This window comes from Thomasclavelia cocleata (assembly GCF_900102365.1).
GTDB lineage: Bacteria > Bacillota_I > Bacilli_A > Erysipelotrichales > Coprobacillaceae > Thomasclavelia > Thomasclavelia cocleata.
The window spans coordinates 12,567-39,532 of record NZ_FOIN01000006.1 but is presented as its reverse complement, the minus strand read 5'-3'; the positions used below and the strand labels follow the sequence as shown (position 1 = coordinate 39,532).

23 protein-coding genes and 1 pseudogene are annotated in these 26,966 nt (G+C 28.7%); 2 read left to right on the top strand and 22 right to left on the bottom strand.

Annotated features, from left to right (window positions below; genetic code table 11):
- Nucleotides 1-742 precede the first annotated feature (742 nt).
- From BMW96_RS04210 to BMW96_RS04110, 22 genes and pseudogenes are all read right to left on the bottom strand, one after another.
- Nucleotides 743-1,492, bottom strand: coding sequence for a Nif3-like dinuclear metal center hexameric protein (locus BMW96_RS04210; protein ID WP_092352828.1), 750 nt, complete (start codon nucleotides 1,490-1,492; stop codon nucleotides 743-745).
- Nucleotides 1,479-2,171 carry a tRNA (adenine(22)-N(1))-methyltransferase gene (locus BMW96_RS04205; RefSeq protein WP_092352826.1) on the bottom strand — a complete coding sequence of 231 codons (693 nt, stop codon included), beginning with the start codon at nucleotides 2,169-2,171 and terminating at the stop codon, nucleotides 1,479-1,481. Before BMW96_RS04205 ends, BMW96_RS04210 begins: the two co-directional genes overlap by 14 nt.
- Nucleotides 2,172-3,422, bottom strand: a complete 1,251-nt coding sequence (gene rpoD / locus BMW96_RS04200; protein WP_092352824.1) for an RNA polymerase sigma factor RpoD — start codon at nucleotides 3,420-3,422, stop codon at nucleotides 2,172-2,174.
- A gap of 3 nt (nucleotides 3,423-3,425) precedes the next feature.
- Nucleotides 3,426-5,183, bottom strand: a complete 1,758-nt coding sequence (dnaG, locus tag BMW96_RS04195) for a DNA primase (RefSeq protein WP_092352822.1) — start codon at nucleotides 5,181-5,183, stop codon at nucleotides 3,426-3,428.
- A gap of 15 nt (nucleotides 5,184-5,198) precedes the next feature.
- Nucleotides 5,199-6,572 carry a glycine--tRNA ligase gene (locus tag BMW96_RS04190; protein WP_092352820.1) on the bottom strand — a complete coding sequence of 458 codons (1,374 nt, stop codon included), beginning with the start codon at nucleotides 6,570-6,572 and terminating at the stop codon, nucleotides 5,199-5,201.
- Nucleotides 6,573-6,728: 156 nt separating this feature from the next.
- A complete protein-coding gene (locus BMW96_RS04185) occupies nucleotides 6,729-7,622 on the bottom strand; it encodes an alpha/beta fold hydrolase (protein WP_092352818.1) in 894 nt (297 codons plus the stop codon).
- The gene (locus tag BMW96_RS04180; RefSeq protein WP_092352816.1) at nucleotides 7,619-9,445 is read right to left on the bottom strand and encodes a YgiQ family radical SAM protein; all 1,827 of its coding nucleotides are present in this window, start codon (nucleotides 9,443-9,445) and stop codon (nucleotides 7,619-7,621) included. The genes BMW96_RS04185 and BMW96_RS04180 overlap by 4 nt, the downstream gene beginning before the upstream one ends.
- Before the next feature lie 172 nt (nucleotides 9,446-9,617).
- Nucleotides 9,618-10,364 (bottom strand): DNA repair protein RecO, encoded by a 747-nt coding sequence (recO, locus tag BMW96_RS04175; RefSeq protein WP_092352814.1) that lies wholly within the window; start codon nucleotides 10,362-10,364, stop codon nucleotides 9,618-9,620.
- Nucleotides 10,354-11,244: a GTPase Era gene (era, locus tag BMW96_RS04170; protein ID WP_092352950.1), complete on the bottom strand. Its 891-nt coding sequence runs from the start codon at nucleotides 11,242-11,244 to the stop codon at nucleotides 10,354-10,356. The genes recO and era overlap by 11 nt, the downstream gene beginning before the upstream one ends.
- Nucleotides 11,244-11,639, bottom strand: coding sequence for a cytidine deaminase (gene cdd, locus BMW96_RS04165; protein WP_092352812.1), 396 nt, complete (start codon nucleotides 11,637-11,639; stop codon nucleotides 11,244-11,246). The genes era and cdd overlap by 1 nt, the downstream gene beginning before the upstream one ends.
- A 2-nt stretch (nucleotides 11,640-11,641) precedes the next feature.
- Nucleotides 11,642-12,100, bottom strand: a complete 459-nt coding sequence (gene ybeY, locus BMW96_RS04160) for an rRNA maturation RNase YbeY (protein WP_092352810.1) — start codon at nucleotides 12,098-12,100, stop codon at nucleotides 11,642-11,644.
- Nucleotides 12,101-12,109: 9 nt separating this feature from the next.
- Nucleotides 12,110-14,152, bottom strand: a complete 2,043-nt coding sequence (locus BMW96_RS04155) for a cysteine peptidase family C39 domain-containing protein (RefSeq protein ID WP_092352808.1) — start codon at nucleotides 14,150-14,152, stop codon at nucleotides 12,110-12,112.
- Nucleotides 14,153-14,817: 665 nt separating this feature from the next.
- Nucleotides 14,818-15,180 (bottom strand): helix-turn-helix domain-containing protein, encoded by a 363-nt coding sequence (locus BMW96_RS04150; RefSeq protein ID WP_092352806.1) that lies wholly within the window; start codon nucleotides 15,178-15,180, stop codon nucleotides 14,818-14,820.
- 392 nt (nucleotides 15,181-15,572) lie between these two features.
- Entirely contained in the window at nucleotides 15,573-16,769 is a 1,197-nt protein-coding gene (locus BMW96_RS04145) for a hypothetical protein (RefSeq protein WP_244881254.1), read from the bottom strand.
- A 1,047-nt stretch (nucleotides 16,770-17,816) separates the two neighbouring features.
- A complete protein-coding gene (locus tag BMW96_RS04140; RefSeq protein WP_092352802.1) occupies nucleotides 17,817-18,380 on the bottom strand; it encodes a chromate transporter in 564 nt (187 codons plus the stop codon).
- Nucleotides 18,380-18,937: a chromate transporter gene (locus BMW96_RS04135; RefSeq protein WP_092352800.1), complete on the bottom strand. Its 558-nt coding sequence runs from the start codon at nucleotides 18,935-18,937 to the stop codon at nucleotides 18,380-18,382. The genes BMW96_RS04140 and BMW96_RS04135 overlap by 1 nt, the downstream gene beginning before the upstream one ends.
- Before the next feature lie 77 nt (nucleotides 18,938-19,014).
- Nucleotides 19,015-20,202 carry an aspartate aminotransferase family protein gene (locus tag BMW96_RS04130; RefSeq protein ID WP_092352798.1) on the bottom strand — a complete coding sequence of 396 codons (1,188 nt, stop codon included), beginning with the start codon at nucleotides 20,200-20,202 and terminating at the stop codon, nucleotides 19,015-19,017.
- A 2-nt stretch (nucleotides 20,203-20,204) separates the two neighbouring features.
- Entirely contained in the window at nucleotides 20,205-21,335 is a 1,131-nt protein-coding gene (locus BMW96_RS04125) for a M20 family metallopeptidase (RefSeq protein WP_092352796.1), read from the bottom strand.
- 9 nt (nucleotides 21,336-21,344) lie between these two features.
- Nucleotides 21,345-22,049 carry a 2,3,4,5-tetrahydropyridine-2,6-dicarboxylate N-acetyltransferase gene (gene dapD, locus BMW96_RS04120; RefSeq protein ID WP_092352794.1) on the bottom strand — a complete coding sequence of 235 codons (705 nt, stop codon included), beginning with the start codon at nucleotides 22,047-22,049 and terminating at the stop codon, nucleotides 21,345-21,347.
- A 14-nt stretch (nucleotides 22,050-22,063) separates the two neighbouring features.
- Nucleotides 22,064-22,897, bottom strand: coding sequence for a diaminopimelate epimerase (gene dapF, locus BMW96_RS04115; protein ID WP_092352792.1), 834 nt, complete (start codon nucleotides 22,895-22,897; stop codon nucleotides 22,064-22,066).
- A 448-nt stretch (nucleotides 22,898-23,345) separates the two neighbouring features.
- Nucleotides 23,346-23,492 carry a hypothetical protein gene (locus BMW96_RS14050; protein WP_157796087.1) on the bottom strand — a complete coding sequence of 49 codons (147 nt, stop codon included), beginning with the start codon at nucleotides 23,490-23,492 and terminating at the stop codon, nucleotides 23,346-23,348.
- Between the two features lie 372 nt (nucleotides 23,493-23,864).
- Nucleotides 23,865-24,344, bottom strand: a pseudogene (locus tag BMW96_RS04110) (site-specific integrase); the annotation flags it as partial.
- A 155-nt stretch (nucleotides 24,345-24,499) separates the two neighbouring features.
- Between BMW96_RS04110 and BMW96_RS04105 the strand changes: the two are divergent.
- Both BMW96_RS04105 and BMW96_RS04100 read left to right on the top strand, forming a co-directional pair.
- Nucleotides 24,500-25,843 (top strand): MATE family efflux transporter, encoded by a 1,344-nt coding sequence (locus BMW96_RS04105; protein ID WP_092352788.1) that lies wholly within the window; start codon nucleotides 24,500-24,502, stop codon nucleotides 25,841-25,843.
- On the top strand, nucleotides 25,836-26,444 hold the full coding sequence (locus BMW96_RS04100) for a cytidylate kinase-like family protein (RefSeq protein ID WP_092352786.1): 609 nt from the start codon (nucleotides 25,836-25,838) through the stop codon (nucleotides 26,442-26,444). The genes BMW96_RS04105 and BMW96_RS04100 overlap by 8 nt, the downstream gene beginning before the upstream one ends.
- Nucleotides 26,445-26,966: the final 522 nt, after the last annotated feature.

Genomic DNA, 26,966 nt, shown 5'->3' with positions numbered 1-26,966 from the left:
CACTTTTCAAAATAATTAGAACCATTTTAAAAAAATATCGTAAAATAAAAACTAACTAATTAAAAATAAGTTTCAAATCAAAATCTTAGACATATACAATGTATTTATTTCATCATGAATGTAGAGTTTATATTTATTTTCTATTATTTCCTGTTTTATCTTCTCTTTATTAGCTATAAAATATTTATCAATTTTGTTCGCTGTTATCTTATTATTGACTCTAGCTACACCTTTATTACTTTTAATTTTTCTGTTGCTTCATTAAAATTTTCATCTCTTAAAATCACTTCAATTAATTTTATGTTGTTGCTTTATACTCTACTTTCCCACAAGATTACAGTTATTAATTATAAAATTATTCTTGATTTCAAACTGGCTAAATATTACACATAGTGAGCTACACCATATAAACATTAAACTCTTCACTATTAGTGATATATCTACTATATATGCCTCAAACCGACTTCTTGTGACAACCTTCTTTGACCTTGGATTTCAGTTTGATGTACTACATTATCCACCATTTAGCCTTATATCAAATTTCTGTTCGTAATCTCAAAAAACTTACTACACCACTTCCCAACCATAGCATCACTGTTAACGACTTATGATTCACTATGTTTGACAGTAATTATCTGCGATTGGATTTTCACCAGCCAGATATACGTACAAAATAAAAACTAATTATCCAGATAAAAATCAATAAGTTATCATAACAATAAAAGACAGCTTATCAAACTGTCTAATATATATAATAGTCTTTTAAATTTGAAGTAATAACATCCACATCTTTATCTTTCAATAAATCTTTCACCTTATTTTCCATTATTACCTCAATGTGATGTGGTACATCAATTAACACAATGTTATGATCATAAGCATATTTTGCATGACGATGCTTAGTATCACCTGTAATATAAGCATCTACTTTGCCAGCTAAATATTCTAAATCATCACTACCACTACCACCGCAAATAGCAATAGTTTTAATTATTTTTTCTTTACCTGCATATTTAACAGGTAGATTAAATATTTTTTTAATTCTATCTACTAGTTCACTAGTTAAACAAGGCTTATTTAAAACAGCCTGCTTTCCAACCTGAATATCATCATAACACTTTACATCATGAACATCTAATTCATTAATTAACCAGTCATTCATTGAAATACCATTTTTACCTTGGTCTAAACATGTATGTAAACTATAAACAACTATATTATTTATTATTGACAATTTAACAAACTTGCCATGATGATTATCAAAACTTAAATTATCAATCTTTTCTAAAAAAAAAGGATGATGTGTTATTAACATCTGACAATCCTTTTCTATAGCTAATTGTAAACTTTGTAAATCTGCATTTAACGAAACCATGACACGATTTATTTCTTGATTTACATCTCCAATTTGCATACCACACTTATCCCATGGCTGCTGTAAATTCAAAGGAAAATATTTTTCTAAATAATTAATTATTTCATAAGCTTTCATGTAGTACCTCTTTGATCATTTTCATTTTAGCATTTATTTCATGATAACGTGGATGATCCTGGGATAATGTATTTTGAATTTTTTTATATACAAAATATTGTTTTTTCCATTTTTCTTTAAATAATGGTGTTTGATTATTAATCAAAATCGGACCAAATTCTTCATCTCTTTGACTATAAGTAATAGCTTTATTTTTCCTAGCTGTAACAACCATTACTTCATATATATGCCCACTATCTTTGACCATCTGTTCATCAATTATGATCCAGTCATTAGCAAATAAATATTTTCTTAAATGATCATTATTAGTATTAGCTTGTAAAAACATCACTTCGATATTTCTTAAATATTCACGATGCTCATCAAGTATTTCACAAATTAAATATGCTCCCATTCCTGCAATACTAATCATATCAACCTGACGCTTTAGAATAGGATTTAATCCACTCCCTAATAATGGAAAAACCTGATTATCTAACTTATATTGTTTTATCGTTTCTTTAGAAGAATCTAGTGGTCCTTTAGCTACATCACAAGCATATGCCTTTGTTATAACTTTATTTTCAACTAAATAACAAGGTAAATAGCCATGATCTGTTCCAATATCTGCTAAAATACTTCCTTGTTTATATTTTATGATTACATCTGCAATTAACTGTAATCTTTTTGATAGTTTCATCTAACGATCCAAGAAATCCTTTAACCTCTTTGAACGTGAAGGATGTTTTAATTTACGTAATGCTTTAGCTTCAATTTGACGAATTCTTTCCCTAGTTACACTAAATTCTTTACCTACTTCTTCTAATGTTCTAGTTCGTCCATCATCTAATCCAAATCTTAAACGTAATACTTTTTCTTCACGATCTGTAAGTTCTAATAAAACTTCATTTAACTCATCTTTAAGTAGTTCATTTGCAGCATAATCATCTGGAGACATTGCTCCTTCATCTTCAATAAAATCCCCTAAATGAGAATCATCTTCTTCACCAATTGGTGTTTCTAAAGAAACTGGTTCTAAAGAAATCTTTTGAATTTCACGAACCTTTTCAGGTGTCATCCCATCCATTTTTTCAGCAATCTCTTCAGCACTTGGTTCACGACCTAATTCTTGTATTAACTGACGTTGTATTCTAGTTAATTTATTAATTGTTTCTACCATATGTACTGGAATACGTATTGTTCTAGCCTGATCAGCAATAGCTCTAGTAATTGCCTGACGAATCCACCAGGTAGCATATGTTGAAAACTTAAATCCTTTAGTGTAATCAAATTTTTCAACCGCTTTGATCAGCCCCATATTTCCTTCTTGAATCAAATCTAAAAATAACATTCCCCGACCAACATATCTTTTTGCAATTGATACAACTAAACGTAAATTAGCAGCAGCAAGTTCCTTTTTAGCAATTTCATCACCTTCTAAGATTTTTTTAGCTAAATCAATCTCCTCATCATGTGATAATAACTCAACTCTACCAATCTCTTTAAGATACATCTTTACAGGATCATTAATTTTAACATTGCTGCCTAATTGATTTTGATCCAATTCAGCATCAGCATCTGCAACTTGATACATATGAAGTGTATCTCCAGTCATCATATCGAAATCACCAGCAAAATCTAAATCAGGAGTATCATCATCTAAACCTAGATCATCATCTAAATCAAGGTCCATATCTAAGTCAGCTGGTACCCCAGTTAATAATAAATCATCTTCAACATCCAAATCATCTAATCCATCATCCGAAATAATAATATCATTATTCCCTATAAACTCTAATAATTCTTCTGCAAGCTCATCATTCAAATCATAATTAGACAAATAATTATCAATTTGATCCTGCGTTAGAATTCCATCACCCTTTTTGGCATCATTTAAAACTATTTTCTTTAAATCATCAAATGACACACCTACAACATTTTTCTTCTTCATACTTTACTCCTTATCTTTTAATGCTATGATTTCTTTTAATATCTGTGCTTTTTGTTTAGGATCAAATGTATCCTTTAAAGCTTTCGTTAATTCTTCTACCTTAATTCTTACTGTCTTTTCTTTAATTATCTCAATATAATCTTCTATTGCTTTACTATCTTGTAACTCTGGTAACTCTAATTGCGAAATCTCTACTATATTTTTAACAAGATTTTCATCTTCAATACTACTAATCAAATCCGCAACCTCTAAAACTACTTCCTGACGATAATAATCAACTATATAAGAAGCAATAATACGATAAGTATCATTAAACATAAAACCTGCTTTTGCTTCATACATCATTGCGACATTTTTATCATTCATCATATAATATAATAGATCACGTTCCGCTCTTACATATTTATCAATTAAGCGAATACTTTTTTGATATGGAATATAATTACTTGGATTAACTTGTTCTATTTTAGAAACATTTTTATCACTAACTAATCTTGTAATTGTTTCTTTTGAAAAACCTGATTTTTTTTCTAATTGCTGGATATAATAATCCTGATCAATTATATCACTAAGATTACTTATTTCTTTAGCAATCGTTTCTAAGTACTTTTTACGATCATCATAATTATCCATGTTAGTCATTTCATAATAATAATTCATTTTAAAATCTAAAGATGAAAGCGGACTTTTAATTAATGATTCTAACTCATCTCCACCTTTTTTATCTAAAAATTCATCTGGATCTAAATTTTCTGGTAAATCAACAACTTTTATCGTAAAACCTTCATGTAATAAGATATCAATACTTTTAATTGTTGCATTTTTACCTGCTTTATCACCATCAAGACATAGATAAACTGTTTTACTGAGACGTTTTAATAGTGATACATGTCCTTTTGTTAAAGCAGTTCCCATAATTGCAACCGCATTTTTTATCCCTGCTTTATATAAAGCAATAACATCCATGAATCCTTCTGTAATAATTACAAAACCAGCCTGTCTTGTTTCTTCAATTACACGATGATAATTATATAATGTCTCTCCTTTTATAAATATATCAGATTCTGGAGAGTTCATATATTTAGATTCATTTTGACTTGGCTGATATATTCTTCCACTAAAACCAACAACACGTCCATTAGCATCATGTAAAGGAAACATGATTCGATTACTAAAACGATCATAACCAGCATTTGATTCAATTACCAATCCTGATTCATACATTGACACTTTATTAAAATTCATTTTTTCAAATGCTTTTAATAAAATATTATTACTTGGTGCATAACCAATCTCAAACATATCAATAATTTCATCAGTTATTTTTCGTTTAGTTAAATATTCTTTTGCATCAATTGCTAATTTAGTATTCAAATAATGATTATATATTTTATTAGCTTCATCATGCATTTTATATAATGGTTCAAATTTTTGTTCAACAGGTTGAACTCTTTTTTCAAGATTGTATTCACTAATATCTATATTTCCCATTGAAGCAACCATTTTAACAGCTTCAATATAAGGAATCTTTAAATAATTTTTTAAAAATGTAAAAACATTTCCCCCATTATGACAAACAAAACACATATAAATTTGTCTTTCAGGTGAAATAGACATCGAAGGATGACTATCATCATGAAATGGACAAAGAGAAACATAATTACGACCTTTTTTTTGTAAAGAAAGATAATTGCCAATGACATCAACAATATCAACACTCTGCCTAATCTCATTAATTTTTTCTGCTGATAACCTTGGCATTAATACTCCTCCCTATTAGAATGTAACCTTTTTATTAAGATAATTCACTAATTCATCAATTGGTAAACGAACTTGTTCCATTGTATCACGATCACGTACTGTAACTGCATTATCCTCTATTGTATCAAAATCTACAGTTATACAATATGGTGTTCCAATAGCATCTTGTCGACGATACCGTTTACCTATTTGTCCAGCAACATCATATTCACAACTAAAATGTTTAGCTAACATACTATAGATTTCAGTAGCTTTTTCACTTTGTTTTTTAGTTAATGGTAAAACAGCAACTTTATATGGTGCTAAAGCTGGATGTAATTTCATTACAATTCTAGTTTCCCCATCTTCTAATAATTCTTCTTCATAACTGTCACATAATACAGATAGGAATAAACGATCTGCCCCAACAGATGGCTCAATTACATAAGGGATATATTTCTCATTAGTTGTTGGATCTAAATATTCTAATGATTTTCTTGAATGATTTTGATGTTGTGTCAAATCATAGTCTGTACGATCTGCAATCCCCCATAATTCACCCCAACCAAATGGAAAATTGTACTCAACATCACAAGTTCCCTTTGAATAGAATGATAATTCTTCTTTTTCATGATCTCTAAAACGTAAGTTTTCTTCTTTTAAACCTAAATCTTTTAAAAATTGTTTACAATATTCTTTCCAATATTCAAACCACTCTAAATCAGTATCTGGTTTACAGAAAAATTCTAATTCCATTTGTTCAAACTCACGCATTCTAAAAATAAAGTTACCTGGTGTAATTTCATTCCTAAAAGCTTTACCAATCTGTCCAATACCAAAAGGAACTTTTTTACGTGTTGTTCTTTGAATATTTTTAAAATTCACAAAAATACCTTGTGCTGTTTCAGGACGTAAATATACTGTAGATTTAGCATCTTCAACAACTCCCATTTTAGTTTCAAACATCAATTTAAATTGTCTAACATCAGTAAAATTACTTTTGCCACATTTTGGACAAACAATTTGATGATCTTCAATATATTTTACTGTTTCCTCACTAGTCCATCCTTCACTATGAACATTTGGATCATGATCTTCAATCAATTTATCAGCACGATGTCTAGTTTTACATTCTTTACAATCAATCAGTGGATCAGAAAATCCTCCAACATGTCCACTAGCTTCCCAAACTTTTGGATTCATAAATATCGCAGAATCTAAACCAACATTATATGGTGATTCTTGAATAAAACGTTTCCACCATAACTGTTTAATGTTGTTTTTCATTTCAACCCCTAAAGGTCCATAATCCCAAGTATTTGCTAAACCATCATAAATTTCTGATCCTTGATAAACAAATCCTGATGTCTTAGCATGATTTACTAATTTATCCATATCTTTATTTGCCATAACTTACTCCTTCATATGCCAGTTTTAGATGCATAAACAACGAAAGACTTGAACATAGTCAAGCCTAGTTTATTTATATACTCTATACTTAATTTATTTTTATACACTATATAAAATACCCTTATAGTGGTTGTCTGTCAACCAATCATAAGGGTACTAAATAAAAGTTCGCTCATTTAACCATTCTAAAATATCTTTATATACTTCTAGACGTTGGCAATCATGTAAAATATCCTGATGACTATTCTCATATAATTTTAATGAAAGATCCTTAACCCCTTTATCTAAAAGATTATCATATAACCATTTTGGTCCTTTTCCAAATCTACCAAAAGAATCTTTTAAACCTGAAACTATAAATACTGATAAATAATCAGGAATTTTCTTAATTGTTTCAGATAAAGTTACTTCTTTAATAAGCTTTAAAATATCATTATATGCCTGATTAGTATAAATAAAGTCTGTGAAAGGATCTTGATGATATAATTCCAATTCATTTAAATCAGATGTTATGTATGTTTCACATTTGACAATTGTTTTTTTAATTAATTTGGAACGATACATATTTCCTCTTAAAATAACTTCACCTTTTACAAATGCTTTACCAAGATTTATATGTCTTAGCTTTCCACATGTCCCCATAAACACACATCCTTGAACATAGTCTCCGTAATTTGCTACATATTTACGTAAAACAATTGAACCAAGCTCATTACCAATCATAAAATATGGTAAATCAGGATATCTAGCAGCCATCATATTTCGAAGTCTCTGCATATCTTCAACTAAATTTTTTGTAGCATCTCCATCCCCAAAATAACCTTGTTCATAATTATATAAAGACATTCCATGACCAGGAAAATCGCTAACAACAACAACAAAGCCATCATGAGCTAAATATTCAGCAAAACGCTGGTAACGCCCTAAGTGTTCACCCATAGCATGATGAATCTGAATAATTGCTTTATAACGAATCATTACAGTAGGAAGATAAACATCAAAATTCACATATGTTTTAGTAACAGACGTAAAAGTTTCACTAAATTTCATCGTTTTTTTCTCCACTTTTGATTATTATATTGATTGCTAGTCTTTCTTGGTTTTATTAAACATTTTTTGCCAAAACCTATTAAATCTTTACGATTCGCTTTAATTAACGCTTCATAAACCAAATCATAATTTTTAGGATTACGATACTGGATCAATGCTCTTTGCATTGCTTTTTCTTTGGGTGATTTAGGGACATATACTTTTGACATATCCCGAGGATCTAATTCTGTATAATACATCGTTGTTGAAAGTGTTCCTGGAGTTGGATAAAAATCCTGAACTTGTTCAGGCTGATGATGAATATCTCGCAAATACTCTGCTAATTCAATAGCATCTTCCAATGTACATCCTGGATGAGATGACATTAAATATGGCACTAAAAACTGTTTTTTATTATATTCATTATTTAATCGATAATATTTATCAACAAATTTTTCATATAAACCTCTTCGTGGTTTACCCATTTTGTCTAGAACCTGATTACTTATATGTTCAGGTGCAACTTTTAATTGTCCGCTAATATGATTTTGAACTAATTCTCTAAAAAAACTATCATCTTTATCATACATTAGATAATCATATCTAATTCCTGAACGAACAAAAACCTTTTTAACATTAGGCAGCATTTTCAATTCATTTAATAATTCTTTATAATCTTGATGACTAACTTCTAAATTTTTACAAGGCTTAGGCCATAAACATTGCTTTGTTGGACAAGCACCATGAGTATCTTGCTTTTTACATGCTGAATGCCTAAAATTTGCAGTTGGTCCACCAACATCATGAATATAACCCTTGAACTCTGGATCCCAAACCATTTTTGATGCTTCAGCAATTATTGATTCATGAGAACGAGTTTGAACTATTCTACCTTGATGAAACGCTAAAGCACAAAAATTACATGAACCAAAACATCCCCTATTACTAATCAATGAAAACTTTACTTCATCAATAGCAGGAATATGTTTATGACTAGGATGATAAGTTCGCATATAATCTAATGAATATGCTCGATCAAATTCACGTTGAGTCAAAGGTCGATTAGGTCGATTTTGTACCACATACCAACCCTGATAAGGCTCAACTAATGTTTTAGCATTATAATGATCAGTATTCAAATACTGAATTTGAAAAGATTTTGCATAAGCTTCTTTGTCTTTACAAATATCTTCATAACTTGGTAACATGATTGGTTCATGAGCATCATCAAGATTCTTAGTTTTAAAAACTGTTCCATCTAAATAAGTCAAATATTTAATATCTAAGCCACTATCCAATGCTTCAGCTACTTCAATAATACTGTTTTCCCCCATACCATATAATAATAAATCAGCATTAGCATCAATAATAATCGATTTACGAACTTTATCATCCCAATAATCATAATGACCTAATCGCCTCAAACTAGCTTCAATCCCACCAATTATAATATTAGCATCTCGATACGCTTGACGTGCCATTTGACTATACACAATTACTGCTCGATCAGGACGCTTAAATCCCTCACTCCCTGGTGTATATAAATCTTTATGACGTCTTTTTTTAGCAACCGTATAATGATTAACCATTGAATCAATATTTCCTGATGAAATCAAAAATCCAAGTCTCGGTTTACCAAATTGTCTAAATTCCTCAACATTATGCCAATCAGGTTGTGCTAAAAAACACACTTTAAAACCATGACTTTCTAATGTACGACATATTATAGCCGCACCAAATGATGGATGATCTACATATCCATCTCCACAAATATATACAAAATCTGGTTGCTGCCAACCTCTTTCTTCCATTTCTTGACGATTTACAGGTAAAAAATCACTCACAGTTATCCCTCTTTCTTTATTAACTTATTATATACATAAAAACACAAAAAATAAATAAAATAGACAAAAGTTATTATAACTTTTGTCTATAATTTCACATTTAATTAATATATTTAAAATGCACTGTCAATCTTTTAAATTTATTTTTTCTTAAATCAATAACATAAAACAACTATAAACCATTAAATTGACGAATAAATTTTCTGCTTTGAAAAGTCATCCCTGTAAACTCATCAATATAAGCTTCCATAATCTCTATTAGTTTTATAATTACTGCTTCATCAAGATGAAGCCTATCAATATTTTCTAGTTTACACAAATTAATATAACGAAATCCTTTTAAAACATCTACCTCTAATTTAAGATCATATATTCCTATACACTCTTGGCAAACAAAACCACCACCATGAATAGAAATACCAGCAATGTGATCATGACGTCCACAGACTGTACATTGTTCTACCTCTAATGCTGAACCTGTAATTTCCATAATATAAGCATTAAACAATAGATAAACCAATTTAGGGTCATAACCAGCATCTAAATATTTCAATACTAAAAATAAATTTTTATAACTCAGTTCATCTGGATCGTTATCCTTAGTAAACTTATAAATAAACTCAATAAAATAACTTGCATAAGATTCTAACTCAATATCCTCTTTAATATGCCTAAAATAATCACATGAAGAAGCCTTAATTAAAGTCGATAATCCTATCCTTGGTATAAATGTATAATCCCCTAAAGTAATTGTTTGACAAGCAGGAGCATTTTTACTTTTCAATTTTTTAGCCCCTCTAGCAATTAAAGCAATCTTGCCATAATCTTTAGTATATATCCAGACTAACATATCATTTTCTTTATAAGCCTTATTTTTTAAAACAATTCCTTCAACACTTACTTCACCACTAATAGTCATCTTCGTTATAACCAAATTCTTTTAAATATTTTTGTTTATTACGCCAATTATTTTCAACTTTCACATACAGTTCTAAATGAACTGGTACCTGTAAAAAACGTTTCATTTCTCTTTGAGCATTTAACCTAATTTTTTTAATCATCGAACCTTGTTTACCAACAATGATTCCTTTTTGACTTTTACGGTCACAAACAATTGTAGCAATTATTTCTACTCCCTGATCATCTTCAAGCATTCTTTCAACAACAATTGCCACACTATGTGGTATCTCATCTCTTGTAAAATATAAGATCTTTTCTCTAATAAATTCAGCCATTACAAATCGTTCTGGATGATCTGTTAAATGGTCCTCAGGATAATACATATTCCCCTCTGGTAAGTAATTTTTAATATTTTTTAATAATAAATCGACATTATCATCATTCTTAGCACTAATTGGAATAATCTCTTTAAATTCAAATAGTGACTGCCACTCTTGTAATTTTATAATCAATTCCTCTTTACTAACCATATCTATTTTATTTAAAACTAAAAATACTGGCCCATCTGCTTCTTTTAATCGTTCTATAATATATTTATCACCTCGCCCAATAGTTTCATTTGCTGGTGCTAAAAACAAAACTAAATCAACTCCATAAATACTATTTAAAGCAGTAGTATTCATAAAAGTTCCTAAACGATCTTGAGGTTTATGGATACCTGGTGTATCCATAAAAATAATTTGTGCTTCATCATCTGTATAAATTCCCTGAATTGTATTTCTTGTTGTTTGAGCAACATCTGACATAATTGCTAATTTTGTATCTAAGATACAATTTAATAGTGTTGATTTACCTACATTAGGACGTCCAACTATACTTACAAACCCTGATTTAAATATCATAAATTTTCCTCTGTAAATGCCATTGGCAATAATTCTTTCATTGAAGTTATTATATATTTCTGATGATTCGCTAAAATGATTGGACATTTTTCAGGAATTAATTCACTTAAAACCTGTCGACATGCCCCACATGGTGAAACAACTATATTACAATCAGCAGCAATTGCTAATTGTTTGATATCAGACTTTGTATACCCATTACAATATGCCCCATACACTGCATTTCTTTCTGCACACATCGTTGAACCATATGCAGCGTTTTCAATATTAGTTCCTAAAAAATATACACCATCATTCATTTCAACACATGCTCCAACTTTAAAATTAGAATATGGTGAATATGAGTTTTTAGCTGCATCAAAAGCTTTTTTTATTATCTCTTGATAATCCATTGTTACCTCCCTATCCCTAATGCTTCTAAAATTGATTTTTGTATTCTCAACATCTTTTCTTCATCATCTTTTTCTATATGATCATATCCTAACAAATGTAATAGACCATGAGTAAATAAAAAACACATTTCCCTTTTTAAACTATGTCCATATTCTTCTGCCTGCATTTTAGCATGATCAACAGAAATAAAAATATCACCAAGACTTCTTGGCATTCCTTTTACATAATATTGCTCACTATCTTCTAACGCAAAACTAATTACATCAGTTGAACGATCAATTTTACGATATTCATTATTAATATCATGAATTTTTTGATCATCAACTAAAATACATGATAATTCAAGACTTTCATCAATATTTAATTGTTTAGTAGCTTCTTCAATAATTGCTAAATAATCTTGTTGATAATCTTCTTTAAAACTTTCAACTTCATTGATTAATGCAAAATCTATCTCCATAATATTACCTCATTTATAAATTTTTCCATCTTTAATTATAGCACAGTCATAAAATTGATTCACTAGTTTTGTTTGATGAGCTACAATAACAACAATAATTTCCTTTCTATAATTATTAATATAATTTAAAATCTTATACATTTTATGATCATCAACATTACTAAGTGCCTCATCTAAAATCAATACCTCAGGTTTTAATAATAAAGCCCTTATAATCATCATTATTTGTCTCTGTCCAGAAGATAATGGTTTACCATCTATCTCAATCATCATTTCTAATTTATCAATAAAGTTCTCTAATTCAAATTCTCTTAATAATTTTTCTAATAATCTTTGATTATTATTTTTTAATAATAAATTAAACTTTAATGATTCTTGATAAAATATTGGTTCTTTATCTATATAAATAATCTTTCGATACAATGAACTAGAGTCAATTCTAGTTAAAGAAACTCCATTTATTAAAATATTTCCTTTAATCAAATCATCATGTTTCATCAATAATTTTAATAAAGTTGACTTTCCTGCTCCAGTATCTCCCTTTAACCACAAAGAACTATTAATTACTAAATCTAAATGTTCAATGATTGGTTCTTTATAACCATAACTATATGTTATATGATCAAACTTAATCTCTCTAATACGTCCTTTTATTTTTAACTTTCGTTCACTTTTATCTGGAATAACCTCTTTATAACGTTCATATAAAATTTTCACCTCATCTTTTTCAAAAACCAAAGCAATAAAATTAAATAAAGGTTCAATTAAATATGTTGTTAACATATAAAAAAATACAATATCGCCAACATTAATTTTTCCTTGTTTATAAAAATAACAAGCAACTAAAACCACCAAAAAGGATAACCCTTGAATTAACATTTCACTAACAACATTTAAACTATTTAAGTTTTTATCACGCCAATAAACATTTAAATTATACTCATCAAATAAAAAGTTCATTTTTTCCTTTGTAAACTGTTTTAAAAAAAACTGATGACTATTATAAAAATTCTTTAAATACTCTAAATATCCCTGATTCATTTCTTCTTGACTACCAATAATTTTTTTATTTAACTCATTTAATTTCTTCATCCCATTTAATACTACTAAAGCAATTATACCTAAAATAACAATTACACTTAACCCTATCTGAAATGAAAATATTAATAAAGCCATAATTATTCCTAACATTAAAATCACATCCATAAATATAACAAGATAAAAATGAATAAAAAAATCACTCAAAGAATACAAATTTTGTACTTTGGTTAATAACACTCCTTCTTGATTACAATTAAAATATTTAAATGGTAAATACAACATATGAAGAACTGTTTTATTTACATATTCATAGTTCAATTTTTTTTGAATCTCAATCTCTAAATTTTTACGTTGATAATTTAGCAGCACCCTAATTCCTGCAATAAAAATAAAAACTGCATTAAAACATATTATAAAATAATAATTTACTTCATCAATCGTATTAATTAGGATTTGAAAATAAAAAGAACTAATAATACTACACATGGATATAAACAAAGCTTTAGATAAAAGTTTTACAATATATCGGTAATTAGACTTTAAATGTTGAATTATAAATTCTCTAAAACTTATCTCTTTTTGTTCTTTTTTAACCATATATCTTCCCACATGATTAATACAAACACAAACACCGCTAAAAACACTTTCCACTTCTTCATAACTAAGTTTAGTTAAGCCCTTTGCAGGATCACCGATAATTAAATATTTTTTAGTTATTTGATACAACACTACAAAATGTGTCATATTATCTCTAACAACATGAATTATACATGGTAATCTTGCTTCATCTAATAAAATATTAAAATCACATTGATAAGCTTTAACATCAAAATGATACGATTGTAAACAGCGAACTAAACCATAAACACTTATACCTTCACTCGTTAAGCGGCACCTTTCTTTAATTTCTTTAATTTTTATATCAAGATGATGATATTTTAAAATCATTTTAATACAATATGCACCACAACTATAATTATTATCTTGTTTATATATTGGATATTTATACATATAAAAAACCTCCTATTATTATTTACTCTCTTAATAAGAAGTTTTCTTTTTTAAGATAAAAGAATGTTAAGATTTTCTATATCTTATCATAAATTTTCATAAGTATAAAAAACCTCTATTTATCAGTACTCACGCTAGTTTTATTATTGGTTGATACTTAGTATATATCAGTATAACTTCTCACTGAATCACAGTAAAAGTATGGTAAATCTCCTATAATATATAAATCTGTATATCACGTCTGATTTCTTTATGTGAAGTCTGGGTTAGAAAGCTTACAAGACAATGTGGTAATATTTCATAATCTAAATGAAATCAACGGCTAAGATAAGAGTGCTATGGAAAATATAATATAAATCATTGTAAGAATCGTTACTCTGAAAAGGCGAAACCAGGTTAAAACACCTTAATCAAAAAGATATGGAATCAAGCAACAGCCAACTGTTAAACTAAAGTGAATGGATATAAAACAAAGTCATTTAGACTTCGCCCATCTTATCTATATTATATTTATGTAGATATAATCTTTTATGATTAACTTTAATTAACCCCAAAGTTTTTATTTTTAAAGCTACTACATATATTCTTATATTAATAACTACTTAAGTTTTAAATAAAAAAACTATGACACTAATCTTATTACTGTGATTTATTATCATAGTTTTTTACATTTCAAACATATTTCTTACTTTTCGATCTTTACGAATTGCTTTTTTTGCAGACTTTAGAATATCAACTAGTAACCTTATCTCGTATTCATCACAATCACTAAACAATTCTTTTGCCTCTATCTCAAATATCACTTTTACATTCAATACATTGTCACATAGAAGAGCATCAACAGAAACAGAAAGTGCATTTGCAATCGCAATTAAAGTTGACAAACTAACTTTAGTTTTTCCAGTTTCAATATTACTCATATGTGCTGGTGTTACATCAACTATATATGAAACAACTTCTTGAGTCATACCTTTTTTAATCCTTGCGATTTTAATCCTTTGACCGATTGCTTTATAGTCTATCTCCACTATTCCTACTCTCCTTTCCATATTTTATATTTTAACCATTGAATAAAAGTATTATAACTATCTACATAAATGATTATTGCATACAGTATATTTTCGCTATTTTTTTCACATCCTATTCGGATTAGTCATAAATAATAAAAAAGAACGTAATTATACGTTCCTCAAATTATATTTATTATTTACTAATTTTTTATATTACAATCTATGAAATGAAAAAACAAATCATAAATATTTATTTAATATTATTAAGCACAAACAAGAAAACTAAATGTCACTAAGCAATTTATCATTCACTAAATCATCTGTTTAATGTTATACAATCAATTATCCATAAACAATTAACAAAATTATAGTTACCACTATATATCAATATTTTCCAAACTAAAACATTTTTATCTAATTTTCTTTAAATCACTTATTAGAATGACTTCATCATGCTTTTTCCTTTCATTATAACGAGAAATAGTTTTATCTATGGCTATTTGTGCCCCTTCTAAATCAGATGAAGCTAATATTAATGAATATTGAGTCATGTTAAATTTTGAAAAAACATCATTTTTTCTCAAACTATTAGAAATAACATCTTTTAAAATATCAACCTCATTATTTATGCTCTTTTCATCTAAACTATTACTTGTATCAACAACAGTCAATAAAGCTAATATTCGTGCTTTCATCGAACATTTGGCTGAACGAGCATTTATTTGATATATATTTTTAAATACATCAAAATCACAATAAAAAGTATTTTCATCATCATCATTATTATCACTAACTAAACTTTTTTCTAATTCCTCTACATCTATTTGAATAGATGAAGTAGTATCTATAAGCATCTTATAAATCTTCTTTAGTTTATGTGATACTTCAATACCATATTTACTATAATAATAGTCTACTACTTTATGATAAAACGATAATCCTAAATCAATTTTATTAGTTTTATAATATGCATATAATTGTATTTGATATATACGCAGATCTTTTAATTTTAAACAATTTTGATGATTGCAAATCTTTAATATTTCCTCATATTTATTATGATTAGCTAAAACTAAAAGAGTATTTAAAATTGCTTCTAAACAATTTCTTGATAATGAGTTATTCATCTCCACTATCCATTCATTATAATTTAATTCTGGTAATATCTCACTATTATATTTAGTTATCAAATCTAAACAAATCTCATATTTTTGATATGGATCATTTTTTTTTTCAACTTTATTACAAAGCTTTAATATATCCTCATAATCAACATTACAATCAACTTCTAGATTCCAAAAATAGCGGTGTCCTTTTGATTTTATACAATCAACATCTTCAAAAAAATGTTTCATTTCCTTTCTTGCACGATATACTAAATTCCTTAATGCCCCTTCAGGTTTATTAGAATTTCCACTTGGCCAAAGATAATCTATTAACTGTAAATTAGTAACACTCTTATTACGATTAATTATCAAAAAAGCAATCAGCAAATCTACTTGAGAACTCCTTTTCTTTTCATATGGAAATTCAACTTTTCCATTAAATATTTTTAATCCACCTAATAACTTAACTTTTAATTTAACTCTTTTTTTCAAATAAATCACTTCCCTTTATATTATTTCTTTATAAAAGTATACTATATTTCAAATTACTGTGTTTGTATAAAAATATCCCAATTATATGTACTAAAAAATGATAAAGAAAATGCTTCTCCTTTTTAAAGAGCTATATTCTAAACTGTAAGTTATCATTACCATAATTTTCCTTTAAATATTCAATTTATTCAAAATATTTTTCTTCAATACTATAACACTTTAAACTTAAATAACTATATCTTTTATTCATTAATTTAATAAATAAGAAAAAACTATATTAAAAACTAATATCACCAATGTCAATATTTCAATAATATTTTTAAAGCACTCAATATAATTACCAACTTCATCTTGAAATTTATCCAATAATTTTTAGACAAAATTTGATAAGATAATATATTATTTTTGATAAATATATCCTATTAATACAATTATTACATGTAATAATATAACAAAGCAAATAAAAATAACTATCCAAAACTCAATCTTCTAATCATTGTTTTCTTCACCAATAATATTAATTCCTTGATAAATACTAACATCATTACAATTTAGTTTGTAAAAATATACTTTTATTGCCAATTTTATACTAATTACTAGCAAAAGTTAAATCCATAATTACTTAAACATTATTATTAATAAATATATCAAGATTAATCTTCCTTTTTTATTAAAGTATACTCCTATATTCATCTTTTTTCTATTATTTCACAAATTAATTGCATAGCAATATAATTAATTCTTAGCATTTATACTATTATTAAAGCATAATCTCTGTTCATTTTTATTATTTCTTCTGTATCCAAAATAAGATATTTCCCTACCAGTTATTAAACCATAATTATATTTTCTTTCACCTTTGAAGATATAAATTTTATCTATATTATTCTTTAAAAAACATCATGATATAACCATTATCTATATCTAAAACCAAAATATCAGACACACTACATATAATATTTCATCAATAGTATAACTTTTCGATATTGTATACTTATTTAGATATTTTGATCATCATCCATATATCTTATCTTGATTTTTATTATACTTAAAAAATCACAAAGAAACAAATAAGTAATATATCAGTACTTGTATTATTCCTGAAATAAACATTATGTAAATAGGATTTAATTTTTTTACTCTTAACAAAAATAATGCACCTGCAAAAATAATTACTGACATTAACTGAAAATGTTTTAAATCAACATTACCATTAAAAAAACTATTTACTATAATTAATAACCCAGATCCACCAATCATTGCTACAACTGCAGGGCGAATATATTTCAAAATATTTTGAATAATCGACATCTGTTGATATTTTAAATAAATATAAGCAATTATAGAGACAATAATACATGAAGGAATAATACAACCCATTGTAGCTGCTAATGCCCCAATAAAACCATTTATTTTTAAACCAACAAATGTTGCCGAATTGATTGCAATAGGACCTGGAGTAATTTGAGAAATAGTAATTAAATCACTAAATTCAACCATTGATAACCATTGATATAGTTCCACAACCTGATGCTGGATCAATGGCATAGCTGCGTAACCACCACCAAAACTAAAAGCTCCAATTTGAAGAAAACTAATAAATAACTTTAATAGAATCATTATCTTTTCCTCCAGAATTGTAATTTATTTTGAATAATTCCTATTATTCCACAACTTAAAATTACATATATTACACTAATATCATATATATATGTAACAACAAATGCTAAAACCATTACAATTATTGGTAAAATTTCATTTTCCTTAATTATACCAACAGCCATATCATAAGTTACAGAAGCAATTATTGCACCAACTCCTGCCTGCATTCCTGAAAGCATTAAGGCAAATAACTCATTATTTTTAAAAATTTCATAAAAAAATGAAACAAATGACAAAATAACAAAAGGTGGAATGATAGTTGCCAAAATCGATATAAGTGCCCCAAAAATACCAGCTAATTTAAATCCAATAACAATTGCTCCATTTATAGCAATTGCACCTGGTGCTGATTGAGCAATTGCAATTAAATCTAACATCTCTTTTTCTTTAATCCAATCCAATTCGTCCACATACTTCTTTTTCATTAGAGTTATAATTACATAACCCCCACCAAAAGTAAAAGCACTTAAATATAAATTTGTTATAAATAATTTTAATAGTAGTTTCTTATCCATTATATCACCTTTCTTAGTTAATTAGTTATTTCAAATAAAATTAAAGGGATTTAATCAAACTAAATCCCTTATCTAATCTAATTATTAACTTCCTCAATTACTTCTGTCAAGATTTTAATCATTTCATCAACATCTTTTTCCTCAATAATAAATGGTGGTAACATCCTAATTACATTAGTTCCTGCTGTAATTAAAACTAAACCTTTATCTAATGCTTTTTGAATATATGGCTTAACTGGATGAGTAAACTCTAAACCAATCATCAATCCTAATCCTCGACGCTCTTTTATCCAATCATATTTTTCTACTATCTCATCTAATTTATCAATTAAATATTCACTAATATCTTGAACATGTTTTAACATTTTCTGCTCATCAATAATTTTAAATACTGTTTTACAAGCACAGCCAGCCATTGGATTACCACCATAAGTTGAACCATGATCCCCTGGTTTTAACGCATCTCCTACCTTTTTGTTAGCAACAAAGGCACCTATTGGAAAACCAGCTCCAATTCCTTTAGCTAAACAAACAACATCTGGCAAGATTCCATATTGAAAATATGTCATGATTGTTCCTGTTCTACCCATTCCACATTGAACTTCATCTAAAATCATCACAATATCATATTCATCACATATTTGTCTTATTCCATTCATAAATGCTTGGCTACAAACATGAACGCCACCTTCACCTTGAACAGGTTCTAGAATAATCGCTGCTGTGCGAGGTGTAATTAATTTCTTAACTGATTCTAAGTCATTAATATCAGCGTATTTAACTCCTTCAATCAATGGTCCAAATGCTGTTTGATAGGCAGGAGTTCCTGTTAGTGTAACTGAACCAGTAGAACGACCATGAAATGAATGTTTTAAGCTTATGATTTCACTATCTGCCTTACCATGCTTTTCATAATAATATTTACGAGCTAATTTCAAAGCTCCTTCTGTCGCTTCTGTACCACTATTTGTAAAAAATACTTGATTTAATTTTGTTGCTTTAATAACTGCTTCAGCTGCTTCTATCGCTTCAACACTATTAAAATAATTTGATATATGCATTAAGCGATGCAACTGATCAGTCATTGCATCAACATATGGTTTATAATCATAACCAAATGAATTAACACCTATTCCAGAATAAAAGTCTAAATACCTTTTACCATCTTTATCATAAAGATAAACTCCTTTACCATAATCAAAAGTAACATCAAATCTACCATATGCTTTCATAAACGCATTATTAGCTCTATCATAATAACTCATTTTCATTCCCCCAATTTTATTTTAGCAGCAAGCTGATAATAAACATCAACTGCTTTAATTAATACATTTTCATTAAAATTAAATATTTCTGTATGTAAACCACTTGAATACTGAGAAGTCTTAGTTCCTAGATAAAAGAAAATTCCTGGAATTTCTTTTTGATAAAAAGCAAAATCCTCAGCTAACATTAATGGTTCTTTAAGTTCAAGATAATTTTCATTAACTATCCTAACAAACTGTTGATATAAACCATAATCATTTAACACAGGTGGATACATCGGTGGACAACTAAATTCAATTTTACATCCATAACTTCTTTCCATCCCACAATTAATTGCCTGCATTGTATCAGTGATTTTTTTAAATACTGCTTCACTATAAGTTCTTACTGTTCCTCTAAATACTGTTTTATCTGCAACAATATTTCTAGCTGTTCCACCACTGATTTCCCCAATATTAATTACACAACTTTCAACAGGAGAAACAACTCGAGAAATAATATTTTGGTATTGACCAATTATCGAACTAGCAATTACGATTGAATCAACACCAAAATGATATAATCCTGCATGAGCACTTTTACCAATTACAGTCACATCCAGTTCACCATTTTGGGCCATTAAAGGACCAGCTCGGCAAGCAATCTTACCTTCATCTATTGTTGGCATTAGATGCATTCCAAAAATTGCTTTTACATTATATTTATTCAATATCCCAGCTTCAACTAATAATTTAGCACCACCTGGTGATTCCTCAGCAGGTTGAAAAATAAGTAAGATATTAACATTTGATGATAAAGGTTTATCTTTTAATTTTTTAGCAAACCCTAACAAAGCAGCCATATGTCCATCATGACCACAAGCATGCATATATCCATCATGTTGAGAAATAAAACTACACTTAGTTTCTTCTTTTATCTTTAAAGCATCAATATCACTGCGAAAAGCAAGTGTTTTATCATAACCATTATCAATATATACAAGGACACCTGTCTTTAATACAGCAATTGGCTGATATCCCATTTTAAGAAGTTCCGTTTTTAGATATTTTGAAGTTTTATACTCATGCAAACCAGGCTCAGGAATTTGATGTAATTCTTGACGCCATTTTTTTATTTGCTCTAAAGCATCCATATCTTTCTCCTATAATTTTCTTAAATCATCCATTAACTGGGTTTTACTATCAGTCTTTTCATCTTTTTGCTGTTTAATGATTCTAGCTGGATTCCCAACCACTACTGCACCAGCTGGAACATCTTGTCTAACAATAGCTCCCGCTCCAACAACAGCTCCTTTACCAATTCTTACTCCTTCAATAACTACTGCATTAGCCCCAATTAAAACATCATCTTCTAAAATTACTGGTGTTGCACTAGGTGGTTCAATTACCCCTGCTAGAACAGCTCCCGCTCCAACATGACAACGTTTTCCAACTTCAACACGGCCACCTAAAACAGCTCCCATATCAATCATTGTTTCCTCGCCAATTACAGCTCCAATATTAATTATTGCACCCATCATAATAACAGCATTATTACCAATTTTTACATGATCTCTAATTAAAGCTCCTGGTTCAATACGAGCATTAATATTTGTCACATCTAATAATGGAATTGCACTGTTACGTCGATCCTGTTCTAAATAAAAATCAGTAATAATATTTTCATTAGCTTCCATATATGCTTTTATTACATCTAGATTACCTATACAAACTTTACTTTCATCTCCACCAAACATCTTAAAATCAGTTGCCTCAGGTAAATTTTCACCTTTTAAATAAACCTTTACTATTGTTTGTTTTTCAGCATCACCAATAAATTTAATAATTTCTTCTGCACTATTTAACATAATTCGCTCCTATTCTATATTTCAATTATTCCTTCAAAAACATTAACAGCTGGTCCAGACATCATAATTATGCCATCAAGATACTCAATTTCTAAACAACCACCTAATAATTGTACAATAACTTTATCTTTAGTATAACCATTTAGATAACTTGCATACATTGAAGCACAAGCTCCAGTACCACAAGCCATAGTTTCACCTGAACCTCTTTCCCAAACTCTCATCTTTATATACTGTTCATTAACTACCTGAACAAATTCAGTGTTAACACTTTCAGGAAATAACTCATGATGCTCAAATTTAGGACCAAGCACTGCTAAATCCAAAATTTCTAAATCATCAACAAAGATTACTGTGTGAGGATTCCCCATTGAAATCGTTGTCAAATGATATTCATGATCATCAACTATCATAGCTTCATTAATCATTTTCTCTTTATCATAAATACAGGGAATCTCTTTACATCTTAAAATCGGTTTACCCATATTTACTTTAGCCCCAATACATCTACCATCTTCAAACAATAATTCAACAATTCTTAATCCAGATTTGGTTTCAATTTTCAATACATGTTTATCACTTAATTTATGATCATAAATAAATTTCGCAAAACAACGAATTCCATTACCACACATCATTGCTTCACTGCCATCAAGATTAAACATTCGCATTTTAAAATCATATTTATCTGATGCTAGAATAACAATCATTCCATCACTTCCAATTCCAAAATGTCGATCACTTATTTTCGTGATAAATTCTTTATCCATGGGAATTTTCTGATTTATTCCATCAAAATATATATAATCATTACCAAGACCTTCCATTTTAGTAAAATGTAATCGCATAATTCCCCTCCTTTTCATGTATTTACAAAATTTTATCAAATTGATGACTTTTTTTCAATCCAAAAATAAACTTTTATTAATTAAATAAAAATATGAGAAATTCATACCCATATACTAAAACATTTATTTATAATTACTGGTTTTTACTAACCAAAATAAAATATATAATGAGTAAAATTAACCAGAAGTAAAATGACATTTCTACTTCTTTTTTGTTTTATATAGTATGATTCTATATAATTTTTATAAACTTTAGACTCCACCAGCATATAAATTCTCATATTCCTAGTATGCATCAAGTTTTAACCATTCATTAGTACTCAGTATGATCCAGTTTGCTATTGTTCTACAACTTAGCTTCAGGTCTAGATTTTTTTAATCTGTTTCCTATTTGCACAACAAAATAACGTTGACATATTTTGATACATAATATAGACAATACTGCTAGCTAATGCATATGAATAAAAATTTTTTTAGCATTGATAAATACATCTTTATGTTTTGAAAAAATATTATTATCCTTATTATTACATCCAACAAAGGCTAGAAACATTATTAAAGATAGACCAATTAATAAATATTTATTTTTATTCATCCAAATCTTTCCTTTTTAAAAATTATATTTTACTTTAATACCACTGATATCATCTGATAATGGATATATTATTAAATCCTAAAACTTTCATAACAGATTTTAACTCCTTTGAAGTTAAAGTATACCCTAAACCTAAAGCACATCCAAATTCATGTACTACAGTTTCTTGTTGTATAATTGAGCTAGTATTTTTAAAAGTTTTATAGTATGTAAGATTAAATTATATATGTCTTTTTGACTATCTTTTTATATCTTCTTAAATGTCCGCAAAGCCTTATTTTATCGGCTCTACGGGCATTTTACTTTTGTGGTAAACCTCACATCTTCTTATATTTTTCATGTCAATCGTGGTTAAAATCGTGGTAAATACTTCTATGCAATTAGACGCTGAACCTCTGATTTTGCGGTATCTATGGACGCATGAGCATACCAGTTCATTGTGATACTGATGTTGGAATGTCCCATGATATACTGTAAATCTTTCGGGCTCATGTTTTTACTTGCCAGCCTTGTGCAGAATGTATGGCGTAGCGTATGCGGTGTGATATGTGGCAGGGGATTGTCCTTGTGGTGCTTGTTGTATTTCTTTACCATACGGATAAATAAAGCGTTGTAATCAATCACAACTTTAGGCTTGCCTTTCGGATTGACAAACAAGAAATCTGTGCGACCGTCTATCTCTATGGTTGTTTTTGGTCGGCTCTTGATAACCCGTTGAAATGCCTGTATCGTTTCTTTGCTGAGTGGCACTTGCCTTGTTCCGCTCTTTGTCTTAGGCGTTTCAATGTAATAGCCCTGTTCCTTGCTCTTTAGTAACTGGTGGTCGATAATCACAACATTGTAAAAAGGTATTTTTAGCCCTTGACATTCAATACTACTTTGTTATAATAAGGATTGCTCGGAGGGCAAGTCATTCATACATATAAGAAATGATGAGCTGGACAAGGCGACAGATTGAAATATCTGTTTCTTGTTCAGCTCTTTTTTTGGAAAAGGAGGAAAACGATATGGATTTCTTACATGGAAAAATCCGACCACTTTATTTTAAGTACTTAGCTGCTGCATTTGGAAGTGCATTAATCACTTCTGTTTATTCCATTGCAGATATGGCTATGGTAGGACAATATCAAGGTCCAGACGGAACAGCGGCACTTGCTGTTGTAGCACCTATTTGGAACATCATATATAGCTTGGGGTTACTTATGGGGATTGGCGGTTCCGTAATTTTTAGTACATTAAAGGGAAAGGCAGATAAAAAATCTGAAAACGAAAATGAGTATTTTACGGTTGCTGTAATAGGTGCAATTATTTTATCTATCATTACATGGATAGTCATTGTATTTTTTGACAGAGAATTATTGAGATTTTTCGGTGCCGACGAAACATTATTGGCTCTGGCTGAAGCTTATATTATTCCGATAAAATTTGTAGTTCCATGCTTTTTATTTGTTCAAATGTTATCCGCCTTTTTAAGAAACGATAAAAACCCAATGCTTGCAACTGTTGGTGTTTTATCTGGAGGGATATTTAATATATTGGGTGATTATATTTTTGTGTTTGTTTTTGATATGGGGATCTTTGGTGCTGGGTTAGCAACCGCTATTGGTTCAGTCATATCATGTATTGCTATGCTAACTCATTTTGTATCAAAAAGAAATTCATTAGCTTTTGTAAAGTCTACTCAAATATTGTGTAAATTAAAAGATATATCCGTTACAGGTTTTTCAACATTCTTTATTGATGTTGCTATGGGAATTCTAACTATCTTATTTAATAGACAGATTATGAAATATTTAGGAACAAATGCACTATCTATTTATGGAATTATTGTAAATGTTAGCACTTTTGTTCAATGTTGTGCTTATAGCGTAGGACAGGCTTCACAACCTATTATATCTGTCAATTATGGTGCGAAATTTGGCAATAGAATAAAACAAACATTAAAATATGCGATATATTCAGTAATATTTTTTAGTCTTTTATGGACATTATTATCACTGCTTATTCCGAATATGTTTGTACGAATTTTTATGACACCAACGGAAGAAATTTTGAAAATAGCACCAGCAATTATACATTGCTATGGGCTTTCATTCCTTTTGTTGCCACTAAATATTTTTTCTACTTATTACTTTCAAGCATTATTAAAGCCAAAAGCGTCATTTATTATTTCAGTGTTTCGAGGATTAGTGATAAGTGGCATTTTGATTTTTATACTACCGTTAATAAATGCCAACAGTATTTGGCTTACAATGCCTTTTACAGAATTGATAGTTGCGGTTTTTGCTATTGCTACTATGATTCGATACACAAAAAGATTACCAGCTGAGGAAGAACATATATATGAATAAAATTATTACTATCAGCAGAGAGTTCGGAAGTGGCGGTCGAGAGATAGCACAAGAACTTGCAAAGACACTCAACATACCTTATTACGATAAAGAAATCTTAAAACAAATAGCTGAACATACAAAACTTGCCGAAAATTATGTTGAGAAAATCATGGAAACACCAATGTATTTTCCATTCCCTATATTATCGGCACATTCCTTTAGTATTCCTAACCATACATTGGAACAGCAAAACACCATATATACAGTACAACATAAAATTATCCGTCAATTAGCAGAGAAATCTTCATGTATTATCGTTGGACGCTGTTCAGACTATATCTTAAACGATATGAACCCTTTGAAAGTTTTTATCTATGCTGATATTGAATACAAAATAAAACGCTGTTTGTATAAAGAGAATACAGCAAGTAATATATCATTGACAGATATAAGAAAACATATCGTTCAAATCACAAAGGACAGGGCAAGTTATTACAAATTTTATACTGGGCAAAAATGGGGCGAAAAAGAAAATTATGATATTTGTTTCAATGCTTCCAAATTTGAACAACATACTATCATAGAAGTTGTTTCTGCTCTATATAAAAACACTAAATAGTTAAGACAAGGCGATTATATATAAAACTCCCTTGAAGAGTAATTGTTTCTAATAAGACTATATCAGTAATAACTTATGAGGGTAGTTGCTTGATTACAGGCACTATCCTCTTTTCAAAGACAAAGGAACGAAAGGCTATGAGAAAACCCCTCACTAACGAGAAAAAATGATTTTCATATTTCTGATGTAAAATCAACAATAGTTTCCCATGCCCCAAAAAGACGAAGTCCAATAAAACAAATACGTTTTACTGGGCTTTTTTCTTACCTGTATTTCTGCACTTTCCAAAGGTATAAACGGTGTCCCCGTTTATATAGTTTCAGCATATGCGGAAAGGGGGGATTATGCACACATCTTCTTTCGAGCATATCGTTAAAATACAGTTTAATGCTTTGATGATGACTGTTATTAAATGTACAGTAAAAAACAGAAACAGACAGTTTACAAGACGTTCCAAGCGTGAAATCTTATTCTGTGAATTATCAAATACAAAAAACTTGAGTCTAGGACAGAGGATAAATA